14 protein-coding genes, 4 tRNA genes and 1 pseudogene are annotated in these 16,728 nt (G+C 41.1%); 16 read left to right on the forward strand and 3 right to left on the reverse strand.

Translation table 11 applies throughout. From position 1 onward, the window contains the following. Window position 1 precedes the first annotated feature (1 nt). Complete coding sequence (rnpA, locus tag DSOL_RS01050; protein ID WP_075363041.1) at window positions 2–340, reverse strand: ribonuclease P protein component; 339 nt, start codon at window positions 338–340, stop codon at window positions 2–4. Between the two features lie 128 nt (window positions 341–468). Continuing rightward, window positions 469–603, reverse strand: coding sequence for a 50S ribosomal protein L34 (rpmH, locus tag DSOL_RS01055; protein ID WP_007777819.1), 135 nt, complete (start codon window positions 601–603; stop codon window positions 469–471). Between the two features lie 356 nt (window positions 604–959). On the opposite strand from rpmH, the gene dnaA reads away from it, so the two are divergent. The 14 genes from dnaA to DSOL_RS01125 all read left to right on the forward strand — a co-directional run bounded on the left by dnaA (window position 960) and on the right by DSOL_RS01125 (window position 13,947). Further along, entirely contained in the window at window positions 960–2,321 is a 1,362-nt protein-coding gene (dnaA, locus tag DSOL_RS01060) for a chromosomal replication initiator protein DnaA (protein WP_075363042.1), read from the forward strand. A gap of 268 nt (window positions 2,322–2,589) precedes the next feature. Next, window positions 2,590–3,696, forward strand: coding sequence for a DNA polymerase III subunit beta (dnaN, locus tag DSOL_RS01065; RefSeq protein WP_075363043.1), 1,107 nt, complete (start codon window positions 2,590–2,592; stop codon window positions 3,694–3,696). A 5-nt stretch (window positions 3,697–3,701) separates the two neighbouring features. Continuing rightward, complete coding sequence (gene recF / locus DSOL_RS01070) at window positions 3,702–4,796, forward strand: DNA replication/repair protein RecF (protein ID WP_075363044.1); 1,095 nt, start codon at window positions 3,702–3,704, stop codon at window positions 4,794–4,796. Beyond that, window positions 4,797–5,051 carry an extracellular matrix regulator RemB gene (gene remB, locus DSOL_RS01075; RefSeq protein ID WP_075363045.1) on the forward strand — a complete coding sequence of 85 codons (255 nt, stop codon included), beginning with the start codon at window positions 4,797–4,799 and terminating at the stop codon, window positions 5,049–5,051. 190 nt (window positions 5,052–5,241) lie between these two features. Next, window positions 5,242–7,176 carry a DNA topoisomerase (ATP-hydrolyzing) subunit B gene (gene gyrB, locus DSOL_RS01080; protein WP_075363046.1) on the forward strand — a complete coding sequence of 645 codons (1,935 nt, stop codon included), beginning with the start codon at window positions 5,242–5,244 and terminating at the stop codon, window positions 7,174–7,176. Between the two features lie 14 nt (window positions 7,177–7,190). Continuing rightward, window positions 7,191–9,665, forward strand: a complete 2,475-nt coding sequence (gene gyrA / locus DSOL_RS01085) for a DNA gyrase subunit A (protein ID WP_075363047.1) — start codon at window positions 7,191–7,193, stop codon at window positions 9,663–9,665. Window positions 9,666–9,764: 99 nt separating this feature from the next. Continuing rightward, entirely contained in the window at window positions 9,765–10,649 is an 885-nt protein-coding gene (gene pdxS, locus DSOL_RS01090) for a pyridoxal 5'-phosphate synthase lyase subunit PdxS (RefSeq protein ID WP_075363048.1), read from the forward strand. Window positions 10,650–10,651: 2 nt separating this feature from the next. Next, window positions 10,652–11,239, forward strand: a complete 588-nt coding sequence (pdxT, locus tag DSOL_RS01095) for a pyridoxal 5'-phosphate synthase glutaminase subunit PdxT (protein ID WP_075363049.1) — start codon at window positions 10,652–10,654, stop codon at window positions 11,237–11,239. Between the two features lie 364 nt (window positions 11,240–11,603). Further along, on the forward strand, window positions 11,604–12,869 hold the full coding sequence (gene serS / locus DSOL_RS01100) for a serine--tRNA ligase (protein ID WP_075363050.1): 1,266 nt from the start codon (window positions 11,604–11,606) through the stop codon (window positions 12,867–12,869). Between the two features lie 99 nt (window positions 12,870–12,968). Next, window positions 12,969–13,058 (forward strand) — tRNA-Ser (locus tag DSOL_RS01105). 136 nt (window positions 13,059–13,194) lie between these two features. Further along, a tRNA-Arg gene (locus tag DSOL_RS01110) sits at window positions 13,195–13,271 on the forward strand. 27 nt (window positions 13,272–13,298) lie between these two features. Beyond that, window positions 13,299–13,376 (forward strand) — tRNA-Arg (locus DSOL_RS01115). 13 nt (window positions 13,377–13,389) lie between these two features. Then, window positions 13,390–13,836, forward strand: coding sequence for a tRNA adenosine(34) deaminase TadA (tadA, locus tag DSOL_RS01120; RefSeq protein ID WP_075363051.1), 447 nt, complete (start codon window positions 13,390–13,392; stop codon window positions 13,834–13,836). A gap of 18 nt (window positions 13,837–13,854) precedes the next feature. Next, a tRNA-Ser gene (locus tag DSOL_RS01125) sits at window positions 13,855–13,947 on the forward strand. A 144-nt stretch (window positions 13,948–14,091) separates the two neighbouring features. On the opposite strand, the pseudogene DSOL_RS29900 reads toward DSOL_RS01125, so the two are convergent. Then, window positions 14,092–14,296 (reverse strand): annotated as a pseudogene (locus DSOL_RS29900) (IS1634 family transposase); the annotation flags it as partial. 277 nt (window positions 14,297–14,573) lie between these two features. Here DSOL_RS29900 and bioD point away from each other — a divergent pair. Both bioD and bioA read left to right on the forward strand, forming a co-directional pair. Beyond that, window positions 14,574–15,326 carry a dethiobiotin synthase gene (gene bioD / locus DSOL_RS01135; RefSeq protein ID WP_083642263.1) on the forward strand — a complete coding sequence of 251 codons (753 nt, stop codon included), beginning with the start codon at window positions 14,574–14,576 and terminating at the stop codon, window positions 15,324–15,326. Window positions 15,327–15,353: 27 nt separating this feature from the next. Then, a complete protein-coding gene (gene bioA / locus DSOL_RS01140) occupies window positions 15,354–16,724 on the forward strand; it encodes an adenosylmethionine--8-amino-7-oxononanoate transaminase (protein WP_075363052.1) in 1,371 nt (456 codons plus the stop codon). The last annotated feature ends 4 nt before the right edge of the window (window positions 16,725–16,728 follow it).

Raw genomic sequence — 16,728 nt, forward strand, 5'->3', positions numbered from 1 at the left:
TTTACTCTCTTTTAACTAGGGCATTTGCCCTCTTTAACATATTCATCATAGACTTTTCGACTTCCATATAAGAAACTCCTCTGATTCTTACCCTTGCAATAAAAATTATTTGGATGTCATTTCTTATTTCTGACATATGAAGTCGGACAACTTCTCGCATAAGTCGTCTTGCCCGGTTTCTTTGAACTGAGTTACCAACCTTTTTAGAGGCAATAAAACCAAATTTTTTGGGTCCCTTTAATATATATATTGCAACGTGTTTTACGGAATAATTTTCCCCGTTCTCAAAGATCGCTTGGAAGCCCGATTTGCTGCGCAAGCGGAATTTCCTTTTTAACATAACTCCTCCAAGACATACCTTGACATCCTCTGATATATTTTGACTCCTAAAGCAAAGATTTAAACATTTTTGGAGCTTTTTAAGCAATTAAAAAAATTTATTTAAAAAAAGGCCACATAATTGCGGCCTTAGACAGATAATTTTTTGCGACCTTTTAAGCGACGGCGTTTTATAACATTTCGCCCCGTTGGCGTACTCATCCGACTTAAAAAACCGTGAACGCGCTTATGACGTCTATTCTTCGGTTGATATGTTCTCTTCAATTTAACGACACCTCCTTTATTACAAACGAAAGGACAATAACACAATCAAACTCACTTAAGAGATTATACTCTAAAGATTTTTAATCTGTCAAGCAAAGGACTTTAATGAGCTGTGGATAATGAAGTCCTTAAAAAGTTATCCACCTGTGAATAATTTACTTAAACTCATTATCTTCCTGTTGATAACCCTTCGGAAACTTGATATTATATTTTCATACCACCTACACCAACAACATATCGAATTATTTTTATCCACAGTTCGTCATTAGACTAAGTTATCCACAAATGTGCATAAGTTTGTGTATAACTTTTTTATTGTCATCATTTTTTCATTCTTAGACAAGGGAGGTCCGTCCATGCCACCACAACCTATTTCACCCCAATTACTGTGGCAGGAAACACTAGAAAAATTAAAAAATGAACTCTCTCAGCCAAGCTACGAAACATGGTTAAGTTCCACCCGACTTCTTCAAATTGATGGGGATACATTAGTCATTAGTGTTCCTAATGAATTTGCTAAAGATTGGTTGGAAAGCCGTTATGCTCCCTTGATTCGATCTTCCGTCCAATCTGTTTTGGGACATTCCGTGAGCCTTCGTTTTGTTATACCCTCTCCGGAAGAATCTTTCGGGGAGAATTTTAATCCATCAACGTCCTTTTCTCCAATACCCCCCATACCGTCTGAGCCATTACCCAATTTCCTAAATAATAAATATACTTTCGATACGTTTGTTATTGGCAACAGCAATCGTTTTGCTCATGCTGCTTCTTTAGCTGTCGCTGAATCGCCGGCAAAATCCTATAATCCTTTATTTATTTATGGAGGAGTAGGGTTAGGTAAAACTCACCTTATGCATGCTATTGGTCACCATGTCCTTCAACGATCTCCGAATACTCGAGTTCTATATGTTTCTAGTGAAAAATTCACAAATGAACTGATTGATTCCATACGTGATGAAAATTCGATCGAATTTCGCAATCACTATCGTAATGTTGATATCCTTCTAATCGACGATATCCAATTTTTAGCTGGTAAAGAGCGAACTCAAGAAGAGTTCTTTCATACATTTAATGCTCTTCATGAAGCAAATAAGCAAATAATTATTTCTTCAGACCGTCAACCTAAAGAAATTCCAACCTTAGAAGACCGCTTGCGTTCACGTTTTGAGTGGGGCCTTATCACAGATATCCAAGCTCCAGATTTGGAAACACGAATTGCAATTTTAAGAAAAAAAGCAAAGATGGAAAACTTACAGGTTCCAAATGAAGTCATGGTTTATATAGCTGATAAAATTCATTCCAACATCCGTGAGCTAGAAGGAGCACTCATTCGAGTCATGGCTTTTGCTTCCCTGAGTTCATTTCCAATAACCGCAGAAGTCGCAGTCGAGGCGCTAAAAGATATTATTCCGACTAATAATACCAAACTAGTAACTATTGATATAATCCAGCAATCCGTTGCGGGATATTTTAATCTATCACCCAGCGAGTTTAAAGCTAAAAAAAGAACACGTGCTGTAGCCTTTCCACGACAAATCGCTATGTACCTTTCTCGTCAGCTTACAGACTCTTCTTTACCTAAAATAGGAGACGAATTTGGTGGGAGAGACCATACTACAGTAATGCATGCCCATGAAAAGATTTCGCAAGCCCTGCAAAATGATCCGCAATTAGAAAAAAAAATCAATGATATGATTCAACGTATTCAATCTGATTAAAATTCGAACATAGAAAAACCCATATGTGTATAACCTGTTTATATTATCTTGATAAAGTAAGCGTTAGTTTTTAAATGTGGGCATGTGGATAACATTCATCCGTTTGTCCACACCTTTTTCAACATACCAAAAACCAGAGTCTTAGCCCTCTCTGTTTACTTATCCACATGTTGACATGTAATACTACTATAACTACTATTAATTATCTTATTATTAATTTGCGAATTTAGAACTATGAAGATAAAGTTTTTAGGAGGATACTAAGTATATGAAAATCTTCTGTTCAAAAGATGCACTGCTTTCCGGTGTAAATGCTGTTCAACGTGCTGTGTCAAATAAAAGCACACTACCAGTTCTTCAAGGGATACTAATAAAATCAGAACATCAGTCTTTGCAATTTGCAGCGACCGATCTCGAAATGGGAATACGTTGTGAAGTACCATCTCAAGTAAGTGAAGAGGGGACAATGGTTGTACCCGCTAAACTCTTTACAGACGTTGTCCGTAAATTACCGGACACAGAGATTACTTTAGAAGAACGTGATCAATCAATTACTATTTGTTATTATCAATCTGAGATAGTCTTAAATGGGTATGATCCAGAAGAATATCCTTTACTACCCGATCTTATTGACCCCATATCCTTTACTTTACCCACTATAATATTTAAGAATATGATCCGACAGACCATATTTTCATGTGCTTTAGAAGAAAATCGGCCAGTATTTAATGGTACACTTATGCAAATAGAAGGTTCTATGATCCGTTTAGTTGCCACGGATACACATCGTCTAGCCTATAGTATTGCCGAAATACAAAATCCGGAACAATCCCACTTTAGTGGTATAATTCCGGCAAAGACCTTATCAGAAATATATCGCCTTTTGCGTGATGAAGACGAAGTCCTAAACATTAGTTTTAGTGATACACAAGTGGTATTCCAATTCGGATCGATTTATTTAGTTTCTCGTCTTATTGAAGGGCAATTTCCAAACTACAAGCAAGTTATTCCGCAAACATGCGAAACCAAGGTGAATCTATCCGTGAAAAGCTTCCTTGAAGCAGTTGAAAGAGCTTCATTACTTTCTCGCGATAAAAGTGGAACCAATATTATAAGAATTAATGTTGAAGAAAACGAATTAAAAATTGATCAAACCTCTGAATTAGGTAAAATATCTGAACAGATAAGCGTCGAAATGGAAGGCAAAAATGTTGTTATTGCATTTAATGCCAAATTCCTTATTGATGCTTTGAAAGTCATTGACAGCGATAAAATTATATTTGAATTATCTGGGCCATTTAGTCCTGGAGTAATGCGTCCTCTCGATAATCCTAATTATTTATATTTAGTATTACCAGTTAGAACGCATAATTAAAAATCATGATGATTAAAGGTTTAAGACTGCAAAATTTCCGTAATTATCAAGACGAATTTGTTCAATTTTTGCCAGGAACCAATATACTCATTGGGGACAATGGTCAGGGTAAAACGAATATACTGGAGGGAATTTATTACCTTCTAACAGGAAAGTCTTACAGAGTACAACGGGAGCAAGAACTCTTGAGGTGGGAACAAAATGAATTTCATCTTTATGGTGATTTTCTAATGTCTCACCATAAAGTTTCTCTGGAGAGCCATTATCGGGATAAAAAGAAAATAGTGAAGATTAACCAAGTGCCTTGCCGTCGTTTGTCGGATTTTGTTGGTACGATCAACGTAGTTTTCTTTTCTCCGGATGACCTTATTATGATCAAAGGAGGTCCATCGGAACGAAGAAGATTTTTGGATTTGCATATAGCCCAAATGAGACCAGGGCATGTAAGTTTGCTGAACGCATACAATAAAGTCATTCAGCAAAAAAGTGCGCTCTTAAAAACATATGTTGAGAAAAACCTTAAATATTCTCAGTTACAGTTATGGAATGCTCAAATTTTAGAACTAGGTGAAAAGATTATTCGAAATAGATCAGATCTAACGAAACGTCTACAAAATGTTTCAGGTCATATTTACGCAGATCTCACTTCCCAAAAAGAAAAAATCCAGATTAGTTATTTTGCATTGGGAAAGAAAACAATTGATGAAGCCCTCTTTGAATTTCCAAAGTTACTCAATGAAAAATTAGAACAAGAAGTGGAGCGTCAAATGGTACTCATCGGTCCACATCGTGATGATGTTCATATTCTATTAAATGGTAAACCAGCACGCCTTTATGCTTCACAAGGACAACAGCGTTCTTTAGTATTAAGTTTAAAACTTGCGGAATTAGACCTAATTAGTCAAGAAAAGGGCGAATACCCCATCCTCCTTCTTGATGATGTTCTGTCTGAATTGGATCGTTTTCGGAGAGACTATCTAATAAATTCCATTGAATTATCACGCATTCAGACTTTAATAACCATGACGAGTGGTGAAAATATCCTCGAGTCGGGCACGTTTTTGAGAGTGGAACAGGGGCATATAAGGAGGGATCCATAAATGTATTTACATCTTGGTGGGGATATTCTTGTTAATAAAGATAGAGTTGTTGCAATTATTGATCTAGAAACTGCTAAGAAGGGACAAATAAACGATAAATTTCTAAAAAAGATAAAAAGTGATAAGACGGTTAGCTATATTTCGGAAAAAGGTAAAGAAAAAACATTAATTATAACAACTGAGGGGCATTATTTATCTCCAATTTCTTCAATTACTTTATTTAAACGTTCAATTTTTAATATAGGTGAAGAATAAATTAACTTGTAGACACAGTGCAAAGACGTCGCGCTTGTGTCACACTGCGTACCGGGACTTGAAACGGGAGAAGTATGCGACGCATGATGTTTGAACTTCGAACATCGACTAAGTTAACGTATAAATTGAAACAGGTCACTAATTAGTGTACAATATAAAGATTGAAGGTATTTTTTGGGAGGAAACAGCTTTGCAACAAAACACAGATTTACAATATCAAGATCCAAGTGACAGTTATAATGCAGGGCAAATTGAAGTTTTAGAAGGACTGGAAGCCGTTCGTAAGCGTCCCGGTATGTATATTGGAACGACGAGTAGTCGAGGCCTTCATCATCTTGTTTATGAAATTGTTGATAACAGCATTGACGAAGCGTTGGCTGGTTTTTGCGATTTAATTGATGTTTCGATTCACGCAGACAATAGCATTAGCGTAGTAGATAATGGCCGGGGAATACCGGTTGATATACATCCTAAAACAGGCAAACCCGCTGTAGAAGTTGCTTTGACAGTATTACATGCCGGTGGAAAATTTGGTGGAAGTGCAAGTGCTTACAAAGTGTCGGGTGGTCTTCATGGAGTAGGCTTAAGTGTTGTTAATGCCTTGTCAAAATGGTTAATCGTTGAAGTTTCTAAAGGTGGCCATATTTTCCATCAGGAATATGCCCAAGGAAAACCAACGACACAGCTCGTAAATATTGGGACCACTGAAAAAAGCGGAACCAAAATATCCTTTATACCTGATCCGGAAATATTTGAAGAGACAGTTTACGACTTTAGTATTCTGGCACATCGGCTTAGAGAACTGTCTTTCTTAAATAAAAGTGTAACCATTAACTTGACAGACGAACGTGACAACCATAAAGAAACCTTTTTACACACAGGTGGTATTCAGGATTTTGTACTTTATATCAATCGAAATAAAGATTGTTTACATCCCCAGCCAATATATATTGAAACCTCTAAGGACAACGTTGAAGTGGAAGTCTGTATTCAATACAATGACAGTTACACTGAAACTATATATTCGTATGCCAATAACATTAATACCCAAGAAGGGGGAACCCATGAGGCTGGTTTTAAGTCCGCTTTAACACGGGTTGTCAATGATTATGCCCGTAAAAGTAATATACTGAAAGCTGCTGATACTAATCTATCCGGAGATGATATTAGGGAAGGATTAACCGCCGTAATATCGGTTAAAGTACCTGATCCCCAGTTTGAAGGGCAAACAAAGACAAAACTAGGGAACAGTGAAATTAGGGGTATTGTGGATTCCGCAACTGGAGAGGGATTAACGACGTTTCTCGAAGAGAACCCTGCGATTGCACGGAAATTTATAGATAAGTCTGTTCAAGCGGCCCGTGCCCGTGATGCTGCTCGTAAAGCAAGAGAACTGACACGCCGTAAGAGTGCCTTAGAGGGAACCTCTCTTCCCGGGAAACTTGCGGACTGTTCTTGGAAAGAACCCGATTTATGTGAAATGTATTTGGTTGAGGGAGATAGCGCAGGAGGTTCTGCAAAGCAAGGACGGGATCGACGTTTTCAAGCCATATTACCTTTACGCGGAAAAATTCTCAATGTTGAAAAGGCTAGGCTTGATAAGATCTTAGGAAATGCAGAAATTAGAGCCATGATTACCGCGATGGGAACTGGTATATCCGACGATTTTGATATAGAAAAAGCTCGCTATCATAAGCTGATTATTATGACGGATGCTGACGTGGACGGTGCGCATATTCGTACGTTGTTATTGACGTTCTTCTATCGCTATATGAAGCCTTTAATTGAAAATCATTTTGTTTACATTGCTCAACCCCCTCTCTTTAAGGTTAAGAAAGGGAAAGATATTCAATATGCTTATACAGATAGCGAACTCAACAAGATCCTTGAAAAAATAGGTAGGGAAAAGGTCGAGATTCAGCGCTATAAAGGCTTAGGAGAAATGAATCCAGAGCAATTGTGGGAAACAACAATGGATCCCGCAAATCGCACAATCTTACAGGTAACCATGGAAGATGCCATGCGAACAGAAGAAATGTTTACGGTCTTGATGGGAGATAAAGTAGAACCGCGCCGTGATTTTATTAACCTTCATGGCAAAGATGTGCGTAATCTAGATATATAAAGGAGTGCTCATTCATGTCGGTTGAAACAGAGGGAGGAAAAGTTCTTCCCGTTGAAATTGCGGATGAAATGAAAAAATCTTTCATCGACTATTCGATGAGTGTTATTGTAAGTCGAGCATTGCCTGATGTCCGCGATGGGCTTAAACCGGTGCATCGCAGAATTTTATATACTCTCCATGAACTGGGTCTGACCCCCAATAAACCGTATAGTAAGTCAGCACGTCTTGTAGGGGACTGTATGGGTAAATTTCATCCGCATGGGGATAGTTCAATTTACGATGCTGTTGTACGTATGGATCAGGATTTTGCTAGCCGTTATCCGCTCATTGATGGACATGGAAACTTTGGTTCTATTGATGGAGACTCTGCTGCAGCCATGCGTTATACTGAGCTTCGCATGGCCAAAATGGCTACCTATATGTTGGCAGATATTGATAAAGATACCGTCGATTTCACGCCAAACTACGATGAAAAACAAGATGAGCCCACGGTATTGCCAGCGAAATTTCCAAATTTGCTGGTCAATGGTTCGTCAGGGATTGCTGTGGGGATGGCAACGAATATTCCTCCTCATAATTTATCGGAAGTTATCGAAGCGACCATTGCCCTCTTAGATAACCCGGAATTGTCCGTTAGTGATCTGATGAATTATATTAAGGGGCCAGATTATCCGACCGGTGGAACCATAATGGGTTATGAAGGAATTCGGTCCGCTTATGAGACCGGAAGAGGATCAATAAAAACACGGGCTAAAGCCATTATTGAAAACATGGAGAAATCCGGTAAAACCCGTATTTTGGTCACAGAAATTCCTTTTATGGTTAATAAAGCCAGAATGATTGAAAAAATAGCGGATCTTGTTCGAGATAAGAAATTAGATGGAATTACTGATCTTCGAGATGAATCCGATCGATCAGGTATGCGTATCGTTATAGAGTTGAGACGTGATGTCAATCCACAAGTTATCTTAAATCAACTCTATAAGCATACTCAGATGGAAGAGACGTTCGGTGTCAATATGTTAGCTTTGGTGAATGGACAGCCAAGAGTTCTGACACTTAAAGATATGATACATTATTTTATTTTGCACCAAAAGGATGTCATCGTCCGAAGAACTCGTTTCGAACTAAACAAAGCTGAGGCAGAAGCACATATTATTGAAGGACTGCGAATTGCTCTGGATCATATTGATGAAGTCATAGAAACAATTCGTTCTTCTGCGGATGAAGCAAATGCCCGAGAAAACTTAATCCTTCGCTTTGGACTTAGTGAAAAACAAGCCCAAGCTATTGTTGATATGAGGTTAAAGCGTCTGACAGGCTTAGAGCGGGATAAGTTGGAAAATCAATATAAGGAATTGATGAACACCATTGATTATTTAAAATCCGTTCTTGCTTCTGATAGTATGGTTATTGATATTATTAAATCTGAACTAGGGGAAATTAATCATAAATTTGGAGATCCCCGTCGGACACGTATTACGATTGATGTCAGCAAAATGGACATTGAAGATCTTATTGCAGAGGAAGACGTCGTTGTTACCGTGACTCATTATGGGTATATTAAGCGCTTACCACTAAATACCTATAAAAGCCAGAATCGTGGGGGTAAGGGTGTTCATGGGATGGCCACCAAAGAACGGGATTTTGTCGAGCATCTTTTTACAACGACGACGCATCACTATATTCTTTTCTTTACATCCCAGGGTAAAGTGTACCGTCTGAAAGCCCACGAGATTCCAGAGGCTAGTCGAACCGGAAAAGGAACGGCAGTCATTAATCTCTTAAATTTAGCTCAACATGAAATGGTCACTGCAGTGATGGCGATCAAGGATTATAGTTCAGATTTCTTTTTAATTACAGCCACGAAAAACGGAATTATGAAGAAGACAGCGCTGCAAGAGTATGATTCATCACGGCGTGATGGATTAATCGCTTTAACCTTAGATGAGGGTGACGAACTAATAGGGGTCAAATTAACCCAAGGATTAGATGATATTTTTCTTGCCACTCGTAATGGAAAAGCAATTCGCTTCGCGGAATCCGATGTGCGGTATATGGGCCGTACAGCGCGTGGAGTAAAAGGGATCACACTTGACGAAGATGACGTTGTGGTCGGTATGGATGTTATTGGCGATGATGGTGAACTCTTGACCATGAGTGAAAATGGTTTTGCCAAACGCACTAACCTTAAGGAATTCCGTGTTCAAACACGGGGTGGTAAGGGAATCATTGTCATGAAATTAAATGCCAAGACGGGTACGTTGGTTGGTATCAAAGTCGTTCAAGTGGAAGATGAATTGATGGTCATTACAAATAATGGAGTTATGCTCAGACTTCAGGTTTCTAGTATTTCGAATCAGGGTCGTTCTGCGCATGGAGTTATGACGATGCGTACCGGTGAAAGTAGTGTTGTTGCGATCGCAAAAGTCCTAATGAAAGAGGATGAAGAAACAGAAGAGTCTGGGGAGTCTGAAAATGAGGAGTAAATTGACAAATTTTGCGCTAGGTGTTACCATGTCTGAAAATAAAGTAGCGTTATAATAAACGAGTCACGCCAAAACAAAATTAGAGGAGGACTTAAACACATGACTGATATTGGGTCATTGAAAGTAAAGACAGGGCTTGCAGAAATGCTAAAAGGTGGCGTCATTATGGATGTGACGACCCCAGAACAGGCGATAATTGCAGAAGAGGCTGGTGCGTGCGCTGTAATGGCTTTGGAGCGTGTGCCCTCAGATATTCGAGCTGAAGGTGGGGTCGCACGGATGGCTGATCCTACAATTATTAAGAATATTATGGCAGTAGTATCGATTCCTGTCATGGCGAAAGCGCGCATTGGGCATTTTGTGGAAGCCCAAATTTTAGAAGCGTTAGGTGCTGATTACATTGATGAGTCTGAAGTCTTAACACCAGCTGATGACTCTTATCATATAAATAAACATGACTTTAAAGTGCCATTTGTTTGTGGTTGTCGTAATTTAGGGGAAGCATTGCGCCGAATCGGAGAAGGGGCTGCGATGATACGTACTAAAGGAGAACCTGGAACAGGGAATGTTGTTGAGGCCGTTCGGCACATGCGCACTGTCATGAGTGATATGCGTGCTTTAACATTAATGCCAAAAGAAGAGCTCATGTCAGCAGCTAAAAATATGGGTGCTCCTTATGATTTGGTTGTTTATGTTGCGGAGCACGGAAAGCTACCCGTTGTTAATTTTGCTGCAGGAGGTATAGCAACGCCGGCTGATGCGGCTTTGATGATGCAACTTGGAGTCGATGGTGTTTTTGTAGGGTCTGGAATTTTCAAGTCGGGCGATCCTAAGGCACGTGCTAAAGCAATTGTTCTAGCAACAACCCATTATAAGGACGCAAAGTTACTTGCAGAGATTTCCGAAAATTTAGGACAACCCATGTCCGGAATTGAAATTTCAACATTGGCTGAATCTCAGCGCATGCAAGAACGGGGTTGGTAAGAATGAATAAGCGTGTTGGCGTCTTGGCACTGCAAGGTGCATTTCGCGAGCACCGGCAGGTTTTAGAACAATTAGGCTGCGATGTCGTGGAAGTGCGAAAAACATGTGATCTCGAAGGAATTCATGGATTAATTATTCCAGGTGGGGAAAGCACGACTATCGGTAAACTCTTGAACATCGATGGAATGGGCGACGAAATAAAAAAGCTAGCAACCAAAGATCTACCAATTTTTGGAACTTGCGCTGGTATGATCCTATTGAGTAAAACTATCATCGATAGTGATCAGTATCGCTTAAACCTGATGGATACGGTTGTAGAACGTAATGCCTTCGGAAGGCAAGTGGCAAGTTTTGAAACGGATCTTATGGTGCCTGCCATTGGTCCTAATCCTATACGAGCAGTCTTTATTCGGGCACCTTACCTGCGGGAAGTTGCTCCGAATGTAGGTATTCTGGCTGACTATGACGGCAAGATTGTTTTTGCACGGCAGGGTAACCTATTGGCGAGTGCATTTCATCCGGAACTTACCCCGGACCAACGAGTTCATCAATACTTTTTGGACATGATCGATGAATATTGGGCGCATTAAAAACGTGTTCTACTAGTCAGAAAGTATAACTGACAGTTATATACTTTCTGGGAGGTCCCTTCTCGCCATCACGGCGCTTTGCCATCACGACACCTAGCCATCCCGGCACCATGCCATCCATGGCGGTGTCTAATCTCAAACGTCCTTGTTTGAGTCATGGCTACAGGGACACTTGGCCATCCTTGGCCAGCGCATAAGTGCAACTAAGGTGACCGCCAGCGCCTGTGGCTTGGCGCTAGCCAAGTTTTCTTTATACCAGTCAGAAAGTATAAGTTTCGGGTGGCATAAGTGCAACTAGGGCGAACGCCTTCGCTAAGGCTTGGCGCTAGCCAAGTTTTCTTTATAGGCATGGGAGGTTTTTAGTATGTTGGATCTCAAATTTGTTCGCAATAATCCTGAAGTGGTTAAGGAAGCCTTGCAAAAGCGTCATGTTTCAATTAGCCTAGACCACTTTTTAATACAAGAAGAAGAAAGACGCAAACTTCTTTTTGAAATTGAAACTTTAAAGGCCCGTCGTAATTCTGTTTCTGAAGAAGTCGGGCGTCTAAAAAAGAACGGGGAAGATGCCGAAAGCCTCGTTTTAGAAATGCGTGAAGTCGGTCAAACCCTTAAGGATTTGGAACAAAAATCAGCGGATATTGTACAAGACATGGAAAAGGTGCTCTATGAGATACCTAATATTCCCCATGTCTCTGTGCCAGTTGGTACGGATGAAAGTGACAATGTTCAAGTTCGCTCATGGGGAACCCCTCGCGTTTTTGATTTTGAGCCAAAGGCACATTATGAAGTTGGCGAAAAGCTGGAAGTTTTTGATTTCGTCCGAGCTGCTAAAGTCACAGGTGCTCGGTTTACCTTTTATAAAGGGTTGGGCGCTAAACTGGAACGTTCCCTCATTTCGTTCATGCTTGATCGTCACACGACCAAGGGATATACAGAAATACTTCCGCCGTACTTGGTCAATCGCAGCTCAATGGTCGGGACGGGTCAACTGCCTAAATTTGAAGATGACGCCTTTAAAATTGTCGGAACGGACTATTTCTTGATTCCAACGGCTGAAGTACCAGTCACAAATCTCTATCGCGAAGAAATTCTTGCTGGCAGTCAATTGCCAATTTATCATTGTGCTTACAGTACCTGTTTTCGTTCTGAGGCGGGGTCTGCGGGACGAGATACTCGGGGGCTTATTCGCCAGCACCAATTTAATAAAGTGGAGCTTGTCAAATTCGCGTTTCCTGAGAATTCCTATGATGAACTGGAATCGTTGACAAGAGACGCTGAAAGTATTCTTCAAGAATTAGAACTTCCTTATCGAGTCATGACATTATCAACGGGAGATCTCGGGTTTAGTTCTGCCAAAACATATGACTTAGAAGTATGGTTACCTAGTTTTAACACTTATAGGGAAATCTCTTCTTGTAGTAATTTTGAAGATTTCCAAGCACGGCGGGCAAACATACGTTTTCGAAGAGGCCCTAAGGAAAAACCTGAGTATATCCATACCCTCAATGGTAGTGGCTTAGCGATTGGACGTACGGTTGCTGCTATAATGGAGAATTACCAGGAAGATGATGGTCGGGTGCGTGTTCCTAAAGTACTACAGCCTTATATGGGCGTTGAATATATTGGATAAAAGTTATATCTAAATCTTTATAAAATCTCAATGTTTTTGGATATATAAAGAGTTGTATTTTGAAAACAAATATGATATGCTATTACAGGTCATCTACTTGGAGGGGTGTTCGAGTGGTTTAAGGACCCGGTCTTGAAAACCGGTGACTCCGTAAGGGGTCCGTGGGTTCGAATCCCACCCCCTCCGCCAATTTCGAAGTTCGATGTTCGAGTGAATGACTTTTTATGTCACCCGCTGCTATATCAGAAAGTAAAATTTCTGGTGGCATAAGTGCAACTAGGCAGCCGCCTTCGCCAAGGCTTGACGCCAACTAAGTTTTCTTTATGCGCTCGTAGTTCAGCTGGATAGAGCGTCTGACTTCGAATCAGGATGTCGGGGGTTCGAATCCCTCCGAGCGCACCACTTCAATATTTTAATGTTCGCCATTAAGGCCTCGTAGCTCAGTGGATAGAGCGGGGGTTTCCTAAACCCTGTCTTGCGGAGGTTCGACTCCTCCCGGGGTCACCACAAAGAGGGGTATATGCTTCATCAAGATTGGATGCATCTTGCACTAACACAGGCTCAAATGGCTTTTGAACAAGGGGAAGTTCCAATTGGAGCGGTCGTTGTTCATCACGGTCGAGTGATTGCCGCTGCGCACAATGAAAGAGAACAGAAAAATGACCCGACAGCTCATGCTGAAGTCTTGGCAATCCAACGGGCAGCTGAAGTGTTGGGAAGTTGGCGCTTAACGGAGGCCAGCTTATATGTTACTTTAGAGCCTTGTCCGATGTGTGCAGGAGCTATTATGCAGTCGCGCATCAAGCAAGTCGTTTATGGAGCGATGGATTTAAAAGGCGGAGCCACAGGTTCGGTAATGAATGTCTTGGACTATAACCTTTGGAACCACAAAGTGGATATCGTGGCAGGGATCTTGGAAAAAGAATGCTCTGACATGTTAAAGTTGTTTTTTAGTAGATTGCGCTGATGTTCAGCGTTAATTCATGGAGAGATGGTTGAGTTGGTCGAAGGCGCTCGACTCGAAATCGAGTAGGGTCCGAAAGGGCTCTCGTGGGTTCGAATCCCACTCTCTCCGCCAATTACATAGAAATCAAGGGTCTTTGCGGTTTAATGCGAAGACCCTTTTACTATTTTAGGATTATTCTTGGCTAGAGCCAACAAGGTAGCTCGGGTTCGACAGTCTGTAGGCACGTAAAAAAAATCTCTTGACCCTCTGTTAATTCCGTTCTCCAACAATATAGTGGCCGCCAGCCTGTGAAGGATGCGCAGGTTTTCCACGGATGAAAAACCTCGATCAGCCACTGTAACCACCCGACCGAGCTTCCAGAGGTTAAGTCTCTCTTAACCTCTGGAATGACCGTCATATCGAATGTGTTTCCGGGCCTGGACAAGCATCGTATGGGAGTCCCGTCCTGGGTCACCGCTAGCCTACGCATTTTTGAGTTATTCACTTGTGGATAACTCGTTAAACCCGCATGGTTAAAGGATATTGAATTTCTTTGTGTGCCTAAAACGGTTTTGACTGTCGAACCCGAGCTTTAGAGTCGCATTGAATGGCTCGGCTCGTGAAGCTGGATTGAGGAATGCTGGTACCACAGTCTATTGTAAACTAAATAACAACAATTTGTTGACATTTAGTTTACAATGGCTTAAATTATTGTAAACCTATAATTTTATAAAAGTTTACAATGAGGTGATGTTCATATGGTAATGCATAACAACGGCCTTTTTATTACCGGTACTGATACCGGAGTGGGGAAAACCGTGATAACAGCTGGACTATTAGGAGCTCTACGGAGGCGCGGTACTAACGCTATAGCCATTAAACCCATCCAGAGTGGAGGAATTCTTCGTGAAAACCAATTGATATCTGAAGATGCTTATTTTTATGGAGCGGTAACTGACTTACCTTATACCTCCCGTGAATTAAATCCTATTTGTCTGCAACCGTCTTTAGCTCCGGCTGTTGCCGCTGAAATCGAAGGTGTGACTCTTAACTTGGAGACTATGCTGGACCATTTTCTCAAGATTTCGGCAGAACATCAACTTACCTTGGTGGAGGGGGCCGGTGGCTTGATGGTTCCGCTGGTGAGTACCGGGGTAACAGTGGCAGATCTGGCGGTGAGAATGAACTTACCTTTATTAGTCGTTGCCCGACCTAATCTGGGAACCATTAATCATACTTGCTTAACAGTGGCTTATGCCAAGGCTAGGGGACTAAAGGTAGCTGGAATTATTATTAACATGTACGATCATCATAATTCTGGGGTAGCTGAGCGGACTAATCCAGGTTTAATTGAAACTATGACAGGGGTACCCATATTGGGGTTAGTTCCGATGGTGGAGGGGCTTACAGTTGAAGGGGAAAACCCTCAACCTGGTGACTTAATTACTTTAATAGAAAATTATGTCGATGTAGATCAACTACTTAAGACTTTAAATCATGAAATTTTTTAAAAACCAAATCTTAAGGAGTTGAGGTAATTGGAATTAGATTATAGCCAATTGGCACAGTGGGATAAGGATTATGTCTGGCATCCTTTTACACAAATGCAAATGTGGAATGCCGCTGATCCGTTAATCATTGGACGAGGGGAAGGTAGTTACTTGATAGATATCCAGGGCAATCGTTATTTGGATGGGATATCTTCCTTATGGGTTACGGTACACGGTCATGCGCATCCTGTTTTGACCCAGGCTATCAAAGATCAAGTGGATAAAATTGCCCATACTACGTTACTGGGGTTAGCTAATGTTCCTTCCATTCAACTGGCAAAAAAGCTAGTGGAGATTACCCCTCCTGGTTTAACTAAGGTCTTCTATTCTGATGCGGGTGCCACTTCGGTAGAGATCGCTTTAAAGATTGCTTTTCAGTATTGGCAGCAACAAACAGATCCCCAGGAGCGGCAAAAGAAGAAATTCATCTCTCTAGAAGAGGCTTATCACGGGGATACTGTGGGAGCGGTAAGTGTCGGCGGTATGGATTTGTTTCATGCTACGTATCGAGATTTGTTGTTTGAAGGGTATAAGGTACCTACTCCTTATTGCTATCGCTGCCCGTTGGGACGGGAGCGTGATCAGTGTAATTTAGCTTGTGTGCAGGTTGTTGAGGATATTATGGAGGAGCATCATCAGGAAATTGCCGGCATGATTATTGAACCTCTAGTGCAAGGGGCCGCAGGGATGCTTACGGCACCCGTTGGGTACCTGAGGAAGATACGCGAGCTTTGCACTAAATACAATATTTTAATGATCGCGGACGAAGTGGCTGTAGGCTTTGGTCGTACCGGCACCTTGTTTGCTTGTGAGCAAGAAGGGGTTAGTCCTGACATCATGTGTATTGCCAAGGGACTGACGGGGGGGTATTTACCCCTTGCTGCTACTTTGACCACAGAAACAATTTTCCAAGCTTTTCTGGGGGAACCACGGGAGTGTAAAACCTTTTTCCATGGTCATACTTTTACGGGAAATCCCGTGGGGTGTGCAGTGGCCCTAGCAAATATTGAGGTCATAGAACAAACCCGGTTGATTCAGCATGTCCAAGATTTAGCCCGGATGCTAAGTGGTAAATTAGAGGGGTTTAAATCATTGAGTCATGTGGGCGATATCCGTCAGAAAGGCTTAATGGTGGGAATAGAGCTGGTTCGGGACAAGCAGACCAAAGAGCCCTATACGCTAGAGGAAAATATTGGTCATCAAGTCATTTTGGAAGCTCGCAGGCACGGTTTGATTATTCGTCCCTTAGGTAATGTCCTTGTTCTGATGCCCATTTTAGCGATGAGTGAGGAACAATTACAACAAGTGCTATCCATAACCTACCAGGCTATTAAAAATGTGACTGAAAGGGAGTCGTAATGAC

Source organism: Desulfosporosinus metallidurans (genome assembly GCF_001936615.1).
In the GTDB taxonomy this organism is placed as follows: Bacteria; Bacillota; Desulfitobacteriia; order Desulfitobacteriales; family Desulfitobacteriaceae; genus Desulfosporosinus; species Desulfosporosinus metallidurans.

What these genes read in the sequence shown, in the direction of transcription:
- rnpA (WP_075363041.1), bottom strand. Translation starts at nt 340, where the DNA reads ATGTTAAAAAGGAAATTCCGCTTGCGCAGCAAATCGGGCTTCCAAGCG.
- dnaA (WP_075363042.1), top strand. Translation starts at nt 960, where the DNA reads ATGCCACCACAACCTATTTCACCCCAATTACTGTGGCAGGAAACACTA.
- dnaN (WP_075363043.1), top strand. Translation starts at nt 2,590, where the DNA reads ATGAAAATCTTCTGTTCAAAAGATGCACTGCTTTCCGGTGTAAATGCT.
- recF (WP_075363044.1), top strand. Translation starts at nt 3,702, where the DNA reads ATGATGATTAAAGGTTTAAGACTGCAAAATTTCCGTAATTATCAAGAC.
- remB (WP_075363045.1), top strand. Translation starts at nt 4,797, where the DNA reads ATGTATTTACATCTTGGTGGGGATATTCTTGTTAATAAAGATAGAGTT.
- gyrA (WP_075363047.1), top strand. Translation starts at nt 7,191, where the DNA reads ATGTCGGTTGAAACAGAGGGAGGAAAAGTTCTTCCCGTTGAAATTGCG.
- pdxS (WP_075363048.1), top strand. Translation starts at nt 9,765, where the DNA reads ATGACTGATATTGGGTCATTGAAAGTAAAGACAGGGCTTGCAGAAATG.
- pdxT (WP_075363049.1), top strand. Translation starts at nt 10,652, where the DNA reads ATGAATAAGCGTGTTGGCGTCTTGGCACTGCAAGGTGCATTTCGCGAG.
- serS (WP_075363050.1), top strand. Translation starts at nt 11,604, where the DNA reads ATGTTGGATCTCAAATTTGTTCGCAATAATCCTGAAGTGGTTAAGGAA.
- tadA (WP_075363051.1), top strand. Translation starts at nt 13,390, where the DNA reads ATGCTTCATCAAGATTGGATGCATCTTGCACTAACACAGGCTCAAATG.
- bioD (WP_083642263.1), top strand. Translation starts at nt 14,574, where the DNA reads ATGGTAATGCATAACAACGGCCTTTTTATTACCGGTACTGATACCGGA.